A 14,817-nucleotide genomic window follows, 5' to 3' on the forward strand; every position below is an offset into this window, starting at 1 on the left:
GGCAGGCATGGCGAAGATCAAGGTGAAGACCCCGGTCGTGGAGATCGACGGCGACGAGATGACGCGCATCATCTGGCAGTGGATCCGCGAGCGGTTGATCCTCCCTTATCTCGACATCGACCTGCGCTATTACGACCTGTCGATCGAGGAGCGTGACCGCACCGCCGACCAGGTGACGATCGACAGCGCCAACGCGATCAAGGAGTTCGGGGTCGGCGTGAAGTGCGCCACCATCACCCCGGACGAAGCGCGCGTTGAGGAATTCGGCCTCACCAAGATGTGGAAGTCGCCCAACGGCACGATCCGCAACATCCTGGGCGGTGTCGTCTTCCGCGAGCCGATCGTGATCAACAACGTGCCGCGGCTGATCCCCGGCTGGACCGATCCCATCGTGGTCGGCCGCCATGCCTTTGGCGATCAGTACCGCGCGACCGACTTCAAGGTGCCGGGCAAGGGCAAACTCACCATGAAGTGGGTGGGCGAGGACGGCCAGACGATCGAGGAGGAGGTGTTCGACTTCCCCGAGGCCGGCGTTGCCATGGGCATGTACAATCTCGACCAGTCGATCCGCGACTTCGCGCGCGCCTCGATGAACTATGCGCTTGGCCGCGGCTGGCCGCTCTACCTGTCGACCAAGAACACCATCCTGAAGGCCTATGACGGCCGCTTCAAGGACATCTTCCAGGAGGTTTTCGACAGCGAATTCAAGGACAAGTTCGCGGCTGCGAAGATCGTCTACGAACACCGCCTGATCGACGACATGGTCGCCTCCGCGCTGAAGTGGAGCGGCAAGTTCGTGTGGGCCTGCAAGAACTACGACGGCGACGTCCAGTCGGACCAGGTCGCGCAGGGCTTCGGCTCGCTCGGCCTCATGACGTCGGTGCTGCTGTCGCCCGACGGCCGCACGGTGGAGGCGGAGGCCGCGCACGGCACCGTCACCCGCCATTATCGCATGCACCAGCAGGGCAAGGCGACGTCGACCAATCCGATCGCGTCGATCTTCGCCTGGACGGGCGGCCTGAAGTATCGCGGCAAGTTCGACGACACGCCTGAGGTGACGCAGTTCGCCGAGACGCTGGAGCGGGTCTGCATCGAAACGGTGGAAAGCGGCCAGATGACCAAGGATCTGGCGCTGCTGGTCGGCCCGGATCAGGCCTGGATGACGACCGAGCAGTTCTTCGAGGCGATCCGCGTCAACCTGGAAGCCGCGATGGGCGCACAGGCGACCGCCTGACGGATGTGGCGGGAGCCGGTCGACATCGCTCGACCCGCGCTCCCGCCGCCACCGCCGCCCGGCGGCGGCATGGTGCCAGCGACACCAACCTGACGGCCCCGGCGGATCTTTGAACCGATGTGGGTTCCGGACGCCTGACGGACCTCCCTCAATCGCTGGCGAAGACACGCATACGCATGCAACAAGGGCGCATGCCGCTTCCACACGCCTCCGTCGGGTTCAGCGATGCGCTGGTCGTGCTCGGCAGCGCCGGGATCGTGATCCCGACCTTTGCGCGCTTCCGGATCAATCCGGTCATCGGGTTCATCCTGGTCGGGGTTCTGGTGGGGCCGCACGGTCTCGGCAGCTTCGTGGGCAGCGCGCCCTGGCTGTTCCACCTGACAATTACCGAGCCGGACTCGATCGAGCCGTTCGCCGAATTCGGCATCATCCTGCTGCTGTTCTCCATCGGGCTGGAGCTGTCGTTCCGGCGGCTCTGGTCGATGCGCCGGCAGGTCTTCGGCCTCGGTGCCGGCGAACTGATCCTGTCGGGGCTGGTGATCGGCCTCGGGCTCAACCTTATCGGGCAACCCCCGGCGGGCGCCTTCGGCCTCGGCTTCGCGCTTGCCCTGTCCTCCACGGCGCTGGTCCTGCCGATGGTCGGCACCTCCAGCCCGGTCGGCCGGTCCGCCTTTGCGATGCTGTTGTTCGAGGACCTGGCGCTTGTCCCCATCATCTTCGCGCTCGGCGCGCTTGCGCCCTTCGCCGCGCAGGAAGGGTGGGACGGGCTGTTCACCACCGTGTGGCAGGGCGCACTGGTGGTTGCGGCGTTGATGGTCGCAGGGCGCTACCTGCTGCCGCCGCTGTTCGCGCAGGCCGCCCGCACCAAGAGCCCGGAGCTGTTCCTGTCGGCGAGCCTCCTGGTCGTCATCCTGGCATCCATCGCCACGGCCGCCGTGGGGCTGTCGCCCATCGTCGGTGCCCTGCTCGCCGGGCTGCTGCTCGCCGAGACGCCCTATCACGGCGAGATCGAGGCGATCACCGCACCCTTCAAGGGACTGGCGCTCGGCGTCTTCCTGATCACCGTCGGGATGAGCGTGGACCTGCGCGCCATCGCTGCGGACTGGGGCGAGCTGATCGTCGCCATCGTCGGCGTCATGGCGGTGAAGATCGCGATCACCTCCGTCATCCTGCGTGTGTCGGGCGAGCGCACGGAGGTGGCGGCGGAAACGGGATTGCTGATGGCGTCACCGTCTGAAACGACCCTGATCGTGCTGGCCGCGGCGATGCACGCGCAGCTGATACAGCCCTCCACCGCCGCCTTCTGGCAGACGGTGACGGCGATCGGCCTGACCGCGACCCCGCTGCTGGCGCGGATCGGGCGAGACGTCGCCCGCCGGGTGGAGCGACAGGCCGCCACCGCCGCGCCGGTCGAGGAGACGGCCGATGCCGCCCGCGCGGTGATCTTCGGCTTCGGCCGCGTCGGACGGTTGGTCGCGGAGATGATGCGGGTGCACGGCCGCCCCTTTGTCGCCGTCGATGCCAGCATCGATGCGGTGGCCGCCGCCCGCGCGGAAGGGTTCCCCGTCCTGTTCGGCGATGTGGGGCGGCCGGGCACCATGGATCGGCTGGGGCTGGACCGGGCAAGCGCGCTGGTGCTGACGATGGATGATCCGGTGCAGCTCGTCCGCCTCACCCGCGCGGCGCGCCAGGCCTATCCGGACCTCGCCATCATCGCGCGCGCGCGCGACAGCGACCATGCCGCCGAACTTTACCGCGCCGGCGCAACCGATGCGGTGCCGGAAACGCTGGAAAGCTCCCTGCAGCTGTCGGAAGCGGTGCTCGTAGACCTGGGCGTGGCCATGGGTCCGGTCATCGCGTCCATCCACGACAAGCGCGCGGAGTTCCGCGAACAGATCATGCGCGACGGGCAGCTGACCCGTGAACCGCGCCTTCGCCGCACACGGATGAGCGGGTGACGGTGGTCAGCGGCGGGTGACGCTGACCTGCATGCCGTCGTCGACCTGGATGATCCGGGTTTCCGCCGGACGCAGCGCAATCGCCTGTTGCACCTGGGACGTTCGCACGCCGCCCGCCGGCGGACAGCCCTCACCGATGGGCCGCGTCCACCTGACGTCGATGTTTGCACCCAGCGGCGCCGCGCTGGACGTCATGTAGACGTTCAACTGCTCGCCCGAGCGGGTGCGGGCCTCGTCGCCGCTGCAGCCCGGAAGCGGGCCGGTCGTGTTGATGCTGATCGACGATCCCGCGCGGCCGCCGACGGTCAGCGCACCCTGCCAGAGGATCCGATCCCCGTGCCTGATCTCGATGTCATGCGTGTAGACGGGCGCCGCCTCCGAACCGAAGGATCGGACGCGGGGCGCCTCCGGCTGGCGCGGCGCCGGCGTCGGCGTCACCGTGATCGGCTGGGCAAGGAGCAGGAACATCAGCGTCAGCATGGGTCGATCATGCCCGGCAACGCTTAACGAAAGCTCTTTGCGTCAGGCGCGTGCCTGCAATGCGGCGCGCACGGCCCCGACCGCTTCCGCGGCCTTGTCGCCGTCCGGGCCGCCGCCTTGCGCCATGTCGGGGCGCCCGCCGCCACCCTGACCGCCGAGCGCCGCCACCGCCGCCTTGACGAGGTCCACCGCGCTGACCGTCGGCGCGACGTCGGCGGTGACACCCACCGCAACCGACGCGCGGCCGTCGTTCACCGCCACCAGGGCGGCGACGCCCGATCCGATCCGCGCCTTCATCTCGTCGACCGCGCCGCGCAGCCCCTTTGGATCCAGGCCATCGGCAACCTGCCCGAGGAAGGTGACCTGCCCGATCTGCTCCGGTCCGGCCGCGTCGCCGCCGCCACCGCCCATGGCCAGTGCCTTCTTGGCATCGGCCAGCTCTCGCTCGAGCCGGCGGCGATCCTCCACCAGCGCGGCGACACGGGCGGGCACGTCGTCCGGCGCAGCCTTCAAGACGGCGGCGGCCTCGCGCAGCCGCGCGTCGCGATCGGTGAACCAGCGCCGCGCCGCCTCGCCGGTCAGCGCCTCGACACGGCGCACGCCCGACGACACCGCGCCCTCACCGACGATCTTGAACAGCCCGATCTCGCCCAATGCGCCGACATGGGTGCCGCCGCACAGTTCGAGCGAGTAGATGCCGTCATCGTCCGCGCCCATCGACACGACGCGTACCTCGTCGCCATATTTCTCCCCGAACAGCGCCATGGCGCCTTCCGCGATGGCTTCGTCGGGGGTCATCAGCCGGGTTGAGACACGGTCGTTGGCGCGGATCTGCGCGTTCACATCGGCCTCGACCGCCTCCATCCTGTCGGGCGCGATCGCGACCGGCTGGGAAAAGTCGAACCGCAGCCGGTCCGGCGCCACCAGCGACCCCTTCTGTGCCACATGGTCGCCCAGCCGGTCGCGCAGCGCACGGTGGAGGAGGTGCGTCGCCGAATGGTTCGACCGGATGCGGCCGCGCCGCGCATGGTCGACGGTCAGGTGCACCGCATCGCCCACTGAAAGGCCGCCCTCCCCGACCGCGACGCGGTGGGCGAACACGCCCTGGTGCTTCTGCGTGTCGGTGACGGCGAAGCTTCTGTCGCCCACGCTGAGCGTGCCGGCATCGCCGACCTGCCCGCCGCTTTCGCCGTAAAAGGGGGTCTGGTTGACGATCACGTCCACCGTGTCGCCCGGCTCCGCCCGGCTGACGGTTGCACCGTCCTTCACCAGCGCCTGGACGACGCCCTCCCCTTCTTCGGCGGCATAGCCCGTGAACTCGGTCGCGCCGTGAGTGTCGAGCAGGTCGAACCATAGCTCGTCGGACGCCTGCGCGCCCGATCCCTTCCACGCCGCCCGCGCCGCTGCCTTCTGCGCCGCCATGGCGTCATCGAAGCCCGCGCGGTCGACGCCCAGCCCCTGCGCCCGCAGCGCATCCTCGGTCAGGTCGTAGGGAAAGCCATAGGTGTCGTAGAGGCGAAAGGCGGTCTCGCCCGACAGCGTGGCGCCCGGCGTCATGCCCGCCGTCGCCTCGTCGAGCAGGCGCAGCCCCTTGTCCAGCGTCTGGCGGAAGCGGCGCTCCTCCTGCTCCAGCGTCGCCTCGATCAGCGCCTGCGCGCGGACGAGCTCCGGATAGGCGCCGCCCATCTCCGCCACCAGCGCGGGCACCAGGCGGTGCATCAGCGGGTCGGCGGCGCCGAGCAGGTGGGCGTGACGCATCGCGCGGCGCATGATCCGCCGCAGCACGTAACCGCGCCCCTCGTTGGCCGGCAGCACGCCGTCCGCGATCAGGAAGCCGGATGCGCGCAGATGATCCGCGATCACGCGGTGGCTGGCACGGGCGCCGTCCTCCGCGGCGACGCCGGTCAGCGCGACGCTTTCGGCGATCAGCGCGCGGAACGTGTCCGTGTCGTAGTTGTCGTGGACGCCCTGCAGAACGGCGGCGATCCGCTCCAGCCCCATGCCGGTGTCGATCGACGGCCGCGGCAGGTCGCGGACGATCTGCCCGTTCTCCTGCTCATACTGCATGAAGACGAGGTTCCAGATCTCGACGTACCGGTCGCCGTCCTCGTCCGGGCTGCCGGGCGGGCCGCCGGGAATATGGTCGCCATGGTCGTAGAAGATCTCTGAACATGGCCCGCACGGCCCGTTGTCGCCCATCGTCCAGAAATTATCGGCGGTGCTGATGCGGATGATGCGCTCGTCCGGCAGGCCGGCGATGCGCTTCCACAGATCGGCCGCCTGGTCGTCCGTGTGGTAGACGGTGACGGTCAGCCGCTCGGCGGGGATGCCCCACGTGCCGGTCAAGAGGCTCCATGCCAGCTCGATCGCGCGCTCCTTGAAGTAATCGCCGAATGAGAAATTGCCGAGCATCTCGAAAAAGGTGTGGTGCCGCGCGGTGTAGCCGACATTGTCCAGGTCGTTGTGCTTGCCGCCAGCCCGCACGCACTTCTGAGAGGAGGCGGCGACCGAATAAGGGCGGCTTTCCAGCCCGGTGAACACGTTCTTGAACGGCACCATGCCCGCATTCACGAACATCAGCGTCGGATCATTATAGGGCACCAGCGGCGCGGACGGCACGCGCGCATGGCCCGCGGCCGCGAAATGATCGAGGAAGGACCGGCGGATGTCGTTGGTCGAGAGCATGTGCGGCATCTAAGCCGCAGCCATCACGCTGCCAAGCCGCGTCCGGCGCTCAGAACAGTTCATCAAGCATCAGGTGGAAGCGCAGGCGATCCTCGTCCGGCGCGTCGATGCCATACGCGCTGAAGAGACGATCCTGATACGCCGGCCCGAACTCACCCAGGCAGTTCCACAGAATGGCGAGGTCCTGATAGGGATCGGCAACGCCGACGCGGCCCAGGTCGATGCATCCGACCACGCGGCCGCCCTCGATCAGCAGATTGTCGAGCGAGAAGTCGCCATGCGTCACCGCCCGCTCCATCGGCAGCGGCAACATGGCGGTAAGCTCGTCCCAGACCTGCTCGGCCGACCAGCCCGCCCGCTCCTCGTCGAAATCATCCTCCTCGACCAAGCCCGCATCGATCCGCTTGCGCGCCAGGGACAGGCGGTGGCCGTGGTCGGCGGTGAACGGGCAGCTGTCGACAGGAATGGCATGGAGGCGCCGCATGGGTTCGGCAAGCGCATCCACAAGGTCGGGCCCCGCGCCTTCCTCAAGCAGCTGATAGGCGGTTCGACCCGGCATCGCGGTGGTCAGCAGCATCGCTTTGTCTGCATCGGCGCGGAAATGAACGATGTCCGGCACCGGCATCTTCCCGCCAAGCCAGGCGAGCCGGACCAGCTCGTCGGTGACGTCGCCGGCGAAGCGGCCCCGCCCCTGCTTCAGGTACAGGTCGGCCGCTCCGTTGTTGTGGAGGCGATAGACCGAGGCGCCTGATTCGCCCACAAGATCGCGGCTCCAGCGGCCTTGGAGCCGCGCTTCCGGCAGCCGTGCGAGCAGTTCCGGCGGCGCGGAAGGCACCTCTCGCGCATCATCGTCCGCCACCATTTTGCCCCTCCGCCGCCCCTCGGCATCCGGTTGCCGCCCTTGACCCGGCCGCCGCCATGCCGTCTTCAAGGCCGCACTACAGCAAGGACGGCGAATGGCGAACCGGCTCACCACCTTCATCCTGATCGGCCTCGTCGCCGGCATCGCGCTCGGCTGGGGGCTGAACGTCGCGTTCGCCGACGGCACGGAAGCGGGCCAGGCGCGGCTCGTCGAGATCGCCGGCTATTTCAACATCATCACCCAGCTGTTCCTGCGGCTCATCAAGATGATCATCGCGCCGCTCGTCTTCTCCACGCTGGTGGTGGGCGTTGCGCACATGGGCGACACGCAGGCGCTCGGCCGGGTGGGCTTCCGCGCCGTCGGCTGGTTCGTGACCGCCAGCCTCATCTCGCTGTCGCTGGGCCTCGTTCTCGTGAACCTGTTCCAGCCGGGCGTCGGCCTCGACTTCCCCGTCCCGCCGGCGGATGCCGCCAGCGGCGTGGAGCGCAGCGCGTTCAACCTCACCAACTTCATCACCCACATCGTGCCCGCCTCGATGATCGAGGCGATGGCATCGAACGAGATCATCCAGATCGTCGTCTTCTCCCTGTTCGTGGGCGTCGCCATCACCGCCGTCGGCGAAAAGGCGGCGCCACTGGTGCGCGGCATCGAGGGGCTGGTCTCCGTGATGCTGCAGATCACCAACTACGTCATGCGCTTCGCGCCCTTCGCCGTGTTCGCGGCGGTGACGGCGACGCTGGCGGAGCGCGGCCCGGCGGTGCTGGGCGACCTCGCCTATTTCATGGGCAGCTTCTACTTCGGCATGGCGCTCCTCTGGGCCATCCTGATCGGCGCCGGCTTCCTGTTCATCGGGGGCCGGATGCGGCTCCTGATCGGATATATCCGCGCGCCGCTGATCCTGGCCTTCTCCACCGCCTCGTCGGAGGCCGCCTACCCGCGCACGCTGGAAGCGCTTGATCGGTTCGGCGTGCCGCCCCGCATCGCCAGCTTCGTGCTGCCGCTCGGCTATTCGTTCAATCTCGACGGCTCGATGCTCTACATGACCTTTGCGACGATGTTCATCGCGCAGGCCTACGGCATCGATCTGTCGCTGGGGCAGCAGATCACCATGCTGCTGGTGCTGATGGTCACGTCCAAGGGCGTGGCCGGCGTGCCGCGCGCCAGCCTGGTCGTCATCGCCGCCACGCTCGCCTTCTTCGACATTCCGGAAGCCGGGCTGCTGCTGATCCTGGCGGTTGATCATTTCCTCGACATGGGCCGGTCGGCCACCAACGTCGTCGGCAACGCGGTGGCGAGCGCGGTGGTCGCGCGCTGGGAAGGCCAGCTCGACCCGCCCGAACCTGCCGAGATCGTGCGCCCGGCCGCGCCCAGCCATGTGCCGCCGCCGCCGCCCGGCACGCTCGACAAGCTGGGCGACCGGCTGGAGGACGAAGGCCCGGTCCACCGCTAAGCCGCGCACCCCCGCCTTGCGGAGACGGGGCGCGGCACCCATAGAACCGCCATGCTCTCCCAGCGCACACGCTATGCCATTCGCGCGCTGATCCATCTGGCCGACCGGCATGGCGAGGGACCGATCCAGCTTCCCGAGATCGCGGCGGCGCAGAACATCCCGGCAAGCTTCCTGACCGTCATCCTGTCGCAGCTGAGCCGCGCCGGGCTGGTCACCACGCAGCGCGGCAAGGACGGCGGTTACCGCCTGTCACGCGCGCCCGACCGGATCAGCTTCGGGGAGATCGTCCGGCTGACGCGCGGATCGCTCGCCTTGGTCCCATGCGCCAGCCGGCTGGCGCACCGTCCGTGCGAGAACTGCATCGACCAGGACCAGTGCCGCATCCACCATGTCATGCTGCAGGTGCGCGACGAGACCGCCCGCATCCTGGACAACGTCACCCTGGCCGATCAGCTGCCCGCCATCGCCGCCGACTAGCGCCGGCTGGACAGGTCCGGCGGCGCAGCTAAGTTCGGGCGCATGACGCTATCCGCTCCCTTCGATCGCCTGCGCCTGCCCGTGATCGGGTCGCCGCTGTTCATCGTGTCCTCGCCCGAACTGGTGATCGCACAGTGCAAGGCGGGGATCGTCGGCTCCTTCCCCGCGCTGAACGCCCGCCCGCAGAGCGAACTCGACGCCTGGCTCCACCAGATCACCGAGGAACTGGCCGCGTGGGACCGCGACAACCCCGATCGGCCGGCGGCACCCTTTGCGGTCAACCAGATCGTGCACCGGTCGAACACGCGGGTGGAGGCGGATCTCGCGACCTGCGCCAAGTGGAAGGTGCCCATCATCATCACCTCGCTCGGCGCGCGCGAAGAGGTGAACCAGGCCGTCCATGGCTGGGGCGGCGTCACGCTGCACGACGTGATCGACGACCGCTTCGCACGCAAGGCGGTGGAAAAGGGCGCCGACGGCCTGATCCTGGTCGCGGCGGGCGCCGGCGGCCATGCGGGCACGCTGTCCCCCTTCGCGCTGGTGCAGGAGGTGCGCAGCTGGTTCGACGGCACGATCGCGCTCTCCGGTGCCATCGCCACCGGGCGGGCGGTGCTCGCCGCCCGTGCGATGGGCGCCGACCTCGCCTATATCGGCAGCGCCTTCATCGCGACGGAAGAAGCCAATGCCGCGCCGGGCTACAAGCAGGCGGTGACTGAGGCGAAGGCGGCCGACATCGTCTATTCGAACCTCTTCACCGGCGTGCACGGCAACTATCTGCGGGCGTCCATCGTCTCGGCCGGGCTCGATCCCGACAATCTGCCGACCGGCGACGTCAGCACGATGAACTTCGGGTCGGGCGAAGCGAAGGCCTGGCGCGACATCTGGGGGGCGGGCCAGGGCGTCGGCGGGGTTGCGGCGGTGGAACCGGCGGCGGCGCTGATCGCGCGGCTGGCCGATCAATATGAGGGTGCGCGGCGGGCGCTGTGCGCCTGACCGCCTAGAAGGCGCGCTGCAGCCGGTCGATCAGGTCCAGCGCCGGGCTCGGCGGCGGCTCCAGTTGGCGCAGGTTCTCGTCGAGCCGGCGCAGCCGTTCGTAGAGGTCGATGCTGCTTTCGATGAGCAGCCGCGCGGTGGCCGGCATCGCGGCGAGCGAGCGGGCATCCGTCTCCGGCGCGGTGCCGAGCGGCTTTGGCATCCGCTCCAGCGCGCCGTCGCTGCGATGGGCGATCAGCCAGGCGATGATGTGCATCAGCCGCGTCGTGATCTTCAGCGACTCGCAGGCAAAGGCGACGCGACCCACCGGTGGCAGACCGTCACGCTCGTTGCGGCCGGTGTCGTCGAAATAGGCGCGGGTCTCGTCGGCCAGCAGCATCGCCTCGACATGGAGGGCGTCGATCAGGCGTCGGGTCAGCCGCTCGGAACCTAGATGCTGCATCCGCGCGAGATGGCATGTTTCCGGGCCAGCCGCGCCCTCCATTTGTGGTAAACGCGTTTCATCCCGGATCATGCGATGATGTCCGGCAACAGCGCATCCTCGATCGCGGCGATCTCGTCGCGCAGACGCAGCTTGCGCTTCTTCAACCGTGCGAGTCGCAGCTGATCGGGCCGGGAATCGACCAGCAGCGCATCGATCGCGCCGTCCAGGTCCCGATGTTCCTCTTTAAGCAAGGTCAGCCTCTGGAGGGCGGTCGCGTCGGCCATGATCGATCCTCGCTGATGCCCCGTCACCATCCATCCCGAAATCGATGGTGACCACCGAATAAACTGTCTTTGATCGGGACAGAAGCCCGCGCCCATGCTTTACTGATCGACCCACATCCAACCGAGGAGACGTTCGCATGGTCGATACGCATCTTTCAGCTCTCGAAGCGAAGCATGCCGGACTGGAGACGAGGATCGCGGATGAACTGCGGAGGCCGGCGCCCGATGCCGGCATGCTGGCGATGCTGAAACGCCAGAAGCTGAAGATCAAGGAAGCCATCGGCCTTCGTTGACCGATCGGCGGGCGCGGACCGGGCTTGCCGGCCGCGCTCGCTCAGCGGGTCCTCAGCGCCCGCGGACCCACCGTCAGCGACTTTGCATAGACCGGCGATCCTTCGCCGCCACCCACCGGCCGCCGCGCCTGACGCGGATCGATCGCCCGGTCGAACATGAAGCCGATCCGTCCGCCCGCGCACCAGGCCACGGTGGCGGTCACCTCACCGATCCGCGGCAGGTCCGCCACGACGGCCACGCCCCGCGCCAGCACCTTGTCCGATTCGACCATCATCCCGCCGGCCGACAGGTTGCGGACCCGCGCCTTGATCTCGCCCGCCAGCGCCGCGCCGCTCAGCGTCGCGATCAGGAGCATGCTTTCGCGGATGTCCCGTTCCGCCGCCTCGGCGGTCACATCGTCGTTGGTCGGTTCGGGATCAGTCACGCATACACCATCTTGTCTTGATGCTCTTGTCGGCCGTCAGGCGGGCTATTCGTCGCGGGACACCTTCTCCTGACGTTCGTGACGCTCCTGCGCCTCGACCGTCATGGTTGCAACGGGCCGCGCCTCAAGGCGGGCCAGCGAGATCGGCTCGCCGGTCACCTCGCAATAGCCATATTCCCCGTCCTCGATGCGCCGCAAGGCCGCATCGATCTTGGAGATCAGCTTGCGCTGCCGGTCGCGGGTCCGCAGCTCGATCGACCAGTCGGTCTCGCTCGATGCCCGGTCGGTGACGTCCGGCTCCCGCAGCGAATCGGTCTGCAGCTGCGCCAGCGTTCCCCGCGATTCCGCGAGGATCGCCTGCTTCCAGTTCAAAAGCTTGCGCCGGAAATATTCACGCTGACGCTCGCCCATGAAGGGCTCGTCTGCGTGCGGAACATAGTCCCGGTCCGCGCCGGGTTCATTCGCGACTGCTGCCGTGGCCATACGCACACCCTCTGCCGGTGCGTTCGTCGGCCTCTCCGCACGTCCGACCGCACCCTTTTGCCCGCCGCGCCTATAGGGGCGCGCCAAGACCCGCACAAGCGGAGCCGTGGCGACAGCCTCCTAAAAGGCGCCTTATGCATGCGGTTATGCAACAATGGCGGTTGCGGGGCGGTGAACGGCGATCAGCTGTCGAGGATGATCTGCTCGATCTCGGCGATCTGGTGCCCGGTCAGGTCCTTCGCCAGCTCGCCCTCCAGCCGGCTTTCCACTTCCTTGTGATAATGCTTGCGCAACTCGCCCAGCGTGGTCGGCGGCGCCACGATGATCAGCGATTCGAACTGGTTGGAAAGCGCCCGGTCCTTCAGCAGCTTTGCGGCTTCGGCGGCGAAGCGATCCTCCTCGATCTGGTGGAAGTCGGTCTGCTCCATGCCGCCGCGCCGCGGGCCGGATCCGCCGCCGGTGCCGCTTCCAGGACCGTCAGATCCCTGGTCGCGCGTTGCCGGGTTCTGCTGCTCGCGGACCTGCTCGACCTCAAGGCTCGGATAGGTCTCGTCGCCGCTGTTCCGGAGGAACAGCATCTTGCGACCATCAGCCACCAGAACAAGACCACCACTCGCGATACGCATTCCAAACTCCTCGACGTTTCCCTCCAAACGCCTGTCCGCGGGCGGGGTTGCCTGCGTCGCACGGCGCTGCCATGGCCCGGCCATGCACGATCCCCGCGCCGTTCGAGACGATCCCGCCGCCTTCGATCTCGCGCTTGAGCGACGCGGCGCGCCCCCCGCCGCGGGGGCGATCCTGGCCCTGGACGATGCCCGCAAGGCTGCCGCCACGGCGCTCCAGGTCGCCCTTGCCCGCCGCAACGAAGCCTCCAAGGCCATCGGCGCGGCCAAGGCCGGCCGGCGCGAGGAGGAAGCGCAGGCGCTGATGGCCGAGGTGTCGGCGCTGAAGGAAACGCTGCCGGCGATCGAGGAGGACGGGCGCGCCGCCGACCGCGCGCTAGCCGACGCGCTCGCCGCCCTCCCCAACCGCGTCGCAGACGACGTGCCGCCCGGCCGTGACGAGCACGACAACCTGCTGGTGCACGAGCGCGGCCGCCGGCCGCAGTTCGACTTTCCCCCGCGCGAGCATGACGCGGTCGCCGAGCAGCTCGGGCTCGACTTCGAGACTGCCGGGCGCCTGTCCGGATCGCGCTTTGCCGTGATGCGCGGGCCGGTCGCCCGCCTGCACCGTGCGCTCGGGCAGTTCATGCTCGACCGGCAGGTGGCCGCCGGCTGGGAGGAAGTCGTGCCCCCGGTGCTCGTCCGCGGGGATGCGCTGTTCGGCACGGGCCAGCTGCCGAAGTTCGCCGACGACCTTTTCAAGGTCGAGGGCGAGGACCGCTGGCTGATCCCGACGGCAGAGGTCAGCCTGACCAACATCGTGCGCGAGCGCATCCTGGACGCGGACGCGCTGCCCCTGCGCTTCACCGCACTCACGCCCTGCTTCCGGGCGGAGGCCGGGGCCGCCGGCCGCGACACCAAGGGCCTGATCCGGCAACACCAGTTCGAAAAAGTCGAGCTCGTCTCCATTGTCGCGCCGGAAGCCGCGGCTGAGGAGCATGAGCGGATGACGGTCGCCGCCGAGGCGATCCTCGACGCGCTGGAGCTGCCCTATCGCCGCATGCTCCTGTGCGCGGGCGACATGGGCTTTTCGGCGCGGCGCACCTTCGACCTGGAAGTGTGGCTGCCGGGGCAGGACCGCTACCGCGAGATCAGCTCGATCTCCGACTGCGGAGACTTCCAGGCGCGGCGGATGGAGGCGCGGATGCGGATCGCCGGAGAGAAGGGGACGCGCTTCGTGCACACGCTGAACGGATCCGGGCTCGCGGTCGGCCGCGCGCTGGTCGCGGTCATCGAGAACGGGCAGCGCGCCGATGGATCGGTGGAGCTGCCGCCCGCGCTCCGCCCCTATCTTGGCACCGACCGGCTGGAGCCGCGCGGCTGATGCGCATCCTCCTCACCAACGACGACGGCATCCATGCACCGGGGCTGAAGGTGCTGGAGGCACTCGCCCGCCGCTTCTCGGACGATGTCTGGATCGTCGCACCGTCAGAGGAGCAGTCGGGCGCCGGCCACTCCCTCACCCTCACCCGGCCGCTCCGGATCCGCCGGCTGGGCGACCGCCGCTTCGCCGTCACCGGCACGCCGACAGATGCGGTGATGATGGGGCTGGCCAAGATCATGGTCGACTGCCGGCCCGACATCATCCTGTCGGGCGTCAACCGCGGCGCGAACCTGGGCGAGGACGTGACCTATTCGGGCACCGTTTCCGCCGCGATGGAAGGCGCGCTGGCCGGCGTCCGGTCGATCGCGCTCAGCCAAAGCTACGCCCGCGAAGGCATGGGGAACGAAGTGCCCTTTGCCGTCGCCGAGGCGTGGGGCGAACAGGTGCTCCGCCCGCTCCTGGACGCGCCGCTCGCCCCCCGCTCGCTCATCAACGTCAACTTCCCCGCCGTCCCGACGGCCACGGTGAAGGGCATCCGTGTCGTGTCGCAGGGCATCCGCGATTATGGCCGCACCCAGATCGTGTCCAACCGCGATCCGCGCGGCTACGAATATCACTGGTTCGCGTTGGGACCGATGGTGGAGACGCCCGCGCACCGCACCGACCTTGAGGCGGTGGCGGAAGGCTTCATCGCGGTGACCCCGCTCCATCTCGACCTCACTCATATGCCGTCGATGGCGCCGCTGGCCGACCTCTTCGCCGATCCGGGCCAGGCGCTCTGAC

General features: G+C 68.7%; 16 protein-coding genes. 8 read left to right on the plus strand and 8 right to left on the minus strand.

Features of this window, described 5'->3' with window-relative positions:
- The first annotated feature begins 7 nt into the window (after window positions 1–7).
- Together GGR88_RS05025 and GGR88_RS05030 are read left to right on the plus strand one after the other, a co-directional pair.
- The gene (locus GGR88_RS05025; RefSeq protein WP_167953499.1) at window positions 8–1,234 is read left to right on the plus strand and encodes an NADP-dependent isocitrate dehydrogenase; all 1,227 of its coding nucleotides are present in this window, start codon (window positions 8–10) and stop codon (window positions 1,232–1,234) included.
- Window positions 1,235–1,425: 191 nt separating this feature from the next.
- Window positions 1,426–3,192 (plus strand): cation:proton antiporter domain-containing protein, encoded by a 1,767-nt coding sequence (locus tag GGR88_RS05030; RefSeq protein ID WP_167953500.1) that lies wholly within the window; start codon window positions 1,426–1,428, stop codon window positions 3,190–3,192.
- A 6-nt stretch (window positions 3,193–3,198) separates the two neighbouring features.
- Here the strand turns inward: GGR88_RS05030 and GGR88_RS05035 are convergent, their stop codons facing one another.
- The 3 genes from GGR88_RS05035 to GGR88_RS05045 are packed head-to-tail and all read right to left on the minus strand — an operon-like array spanning window position 3,199 to window position 7,219.
- Window positions 3,199–3,672: a hypothetical protein gene (locus GGR88_RS05035; RefSeq protein WP_167953501.1), complete on the minus strand. Its 474-nt coding sequence runs from the start codon at window positions 3,670–3,672 to the stop codon at window positions 3,199–3,201.
- 42 nt (window positions 3,673–3,714) lie between these two features.
- Entirely contained in the window at window positions 3,715–6,357 is a 2,643-nt protein-coding gene (alaS, locus tag GGR88_RS05040) for an alanine--tRNA ligase (protein ID WP_167953502.1), read from the minus strand.
- A gap of 49 nt (window positions 6,358–6,406) precedes the next feature.
- On the minus strand, window positions 6,407–7,219 hold the full coding sequence (locus GGR88_RS05045; RefSeq protein WP_167953503.1) for an APH(3') family aminoglycoside O-phosphotransferase: 813 nt from the start codon (window positions 7,217–7,219) through the stop codon (window positions 6,407–6,409).
- A 94-nt stretch (window positions 7,220–7,313) separates the two neighbouring features.
- Here GGR88_RS05045 and GGR88_RS05050 point away from each other — a divergent pair, with 94 nt between their 5' ends.
- Genes GGR88_RS05050 through GGR88_RS05060 form a run of 3 tightly spaced genes read left to right on the plus strand, consistent with a single transcriptional unit; the run spans window position 7,314 to window position 10,139 of the window.
- Window positions 7,314–8,669: a dicarboxylate/amino acid:cation symporter gene (locus GGR88_RS05050; protein WP_167953504.1), complete on the plus strand. Its 1,356-nt coding sequence runs from the start codon at window positions 7,314–7,316 to the stop codon at window positions 8,667–8,669.
- A 51-nt stretch (window positions 8,670–8,720) separates the two neighbouring features.
- Window positions 8,721–9,146 (plus strand): RrF2 family transcriptional regulator, encoded by a 426-nt coding sequence (locus GGR88_RS05055; protein ID WP_167953505.1) that lies wholly within the window; start codon window positions 8,721–8,723, stop codon window positions 9,144–9,146.
- Between the two features lie 42 nt (window positions 9,147–9,188).
- The gene (locus GGR88_RS05060; RefSeq protein WP_167953506.1) at window positions 9,189–10,139 is read left to right on the plus strand and encodes an NAD(P)H-dependent flavin oxidoreductase; all 951 of its coding nucleotides are present in this window, start codon (window positions 9,189–9,191) and stop codon (window positions 10,137–10,139) included.
- Window positions 10,140–10,143: 4 nt separating this feature from the next.
- On the opposite strand, the gene GGR88_RS05065 is transcribed toward GGR88_RS05060, so the two are convergent.
- Both GGR88_RS05065 and GGR88_RS05070 read right to left on the minus strand, forming a co-directional pair.
- Complete coding sequence (locus GGR88_RS05065) at window positions 10,144–10,581, minus strand: DUF1465 family protein (protein ID WP_167953507.1); 438 nt, start codon at window positions 10,579–10,581, stop codon at window positions 10,144–10,146.
- 68 nt (window positions 10,582–10,649) lie between these two features.
- Window positions 10,650–10,847 carry a DUF465 domain-containing protein gene (locus tag GGR88_RS05070; RefSeq protein ID WP_167953508.1) on the minus strand — a complete coding sequence of 66 codons (198 nt, stop codon included), beginning with the start codon at window positions 10,845–10,847 and terminating at the stop codon, window positions 10,650–10,652.
- A 137-nt stretch (window positions 10,848–10,984) separates the two neighbouring features.
- On the opposite strand from GGR88_RS05070, the gene GGR88_RS05075 reads away from it, so the two are divergent.
- The gene (locus GGR88_RS05075; protein ID WP_167953509.1) at window positions 10,985–11,140 is read left to right on the plus strand and encodes a YdcH family protein; all 156 of its coding nucleotides are present in this window, start codon (window positions 10,985–10,987) and stop codon (window positions 11,138–11,140) included.
- A gap of 41 nt (window positions 11,141–11,181) precedes the next feature.
- Here the strand turns inward: GGR88_RS05075 and GGR88_RS15235 are convergent, their stop codons facing one another.
- From GGR88_RS15235 to GGR88_RS05090, 3 genes are all read right to left on the minus strand, one after another.
- Complete coding sequence (locus GGR88_RS15235; protein ID WP_167953510.1) at window positions 11,182–11,565, minus strand: PilZ domain-containing protein; 384 nt, start codon at window positions 11,563–11,565, stop codon at window positions 11,182–11,184.
- Window positions 11,566–11,610: 45 nt separating this feature from the next.
- A complete protein-coding gene (dksA, locus tag GGR88_RS05085) occupies window positions 11,611–12,048 on the minus strand; it encodes an RNA polymerase-binding protein DksA (protein ID WP_167953511.1) in 438 nt (145 codons plus the stop codon).
- 182 nt (window positions 12,049–12,230) lie between these two features.
- Window positions 12,231–12,674: a host attachment family protein gene (locus tag GGR88_RS05090; protein ID WP_167953512.1), complete on the minus strand. Its 444-nt coding sequence runs from the start codon at window positions 12,672–12,674 to the stop codon at window positions 12,231–12,233.
- 82 nt (window positions 12,675–12,756) lie between these two features.
- Between GGR88_RS05090 and serS the strand changes: the two genes are divergently transcribed.
- Both serS and surE read left to right on the plus strand, forming a co-directional pair.
- Window positions 12,757–14,034 (plus strand): serine--tRNA ligase, encoded by a 1,278-nt coding sequence (gene serS / locus GGR88_RS05095; protein WP_167953513.1) that lies wholly within the window; start codon window positions 12,757–12,759, stop codon window positions 14,032–14,034.
- On the plus strand, window positions 14,034–14,816 hold the full coding sequence (gene surE / locus GGR88_RS05100; protein ID WP_167953514.1) for a 5'/3'-nucleotidase SurE: 783 nt from the start codon (window positions 14,034–14,036) through the stop codon (window positions 14,814–14,816). The genes serS and surE overlap by 1 nt, the downstream gene beginning before the upstream one ends.
- The last annotated feature ends 1 nt before the right edge of the window (window position 14,817 follow it).

The organism is Sphingomonas jejuensis, from assembly GCF_011927695.1.
In the GTDB taxonomy this organism is placed as follows: domain Bacteria; phylum Pseudomonadota; class Alphaproteobacteria; order Sphingomonadales; family Sphingomonadaceae; genus Sphingomonas_K; species Sphingomonas_K jejuensis.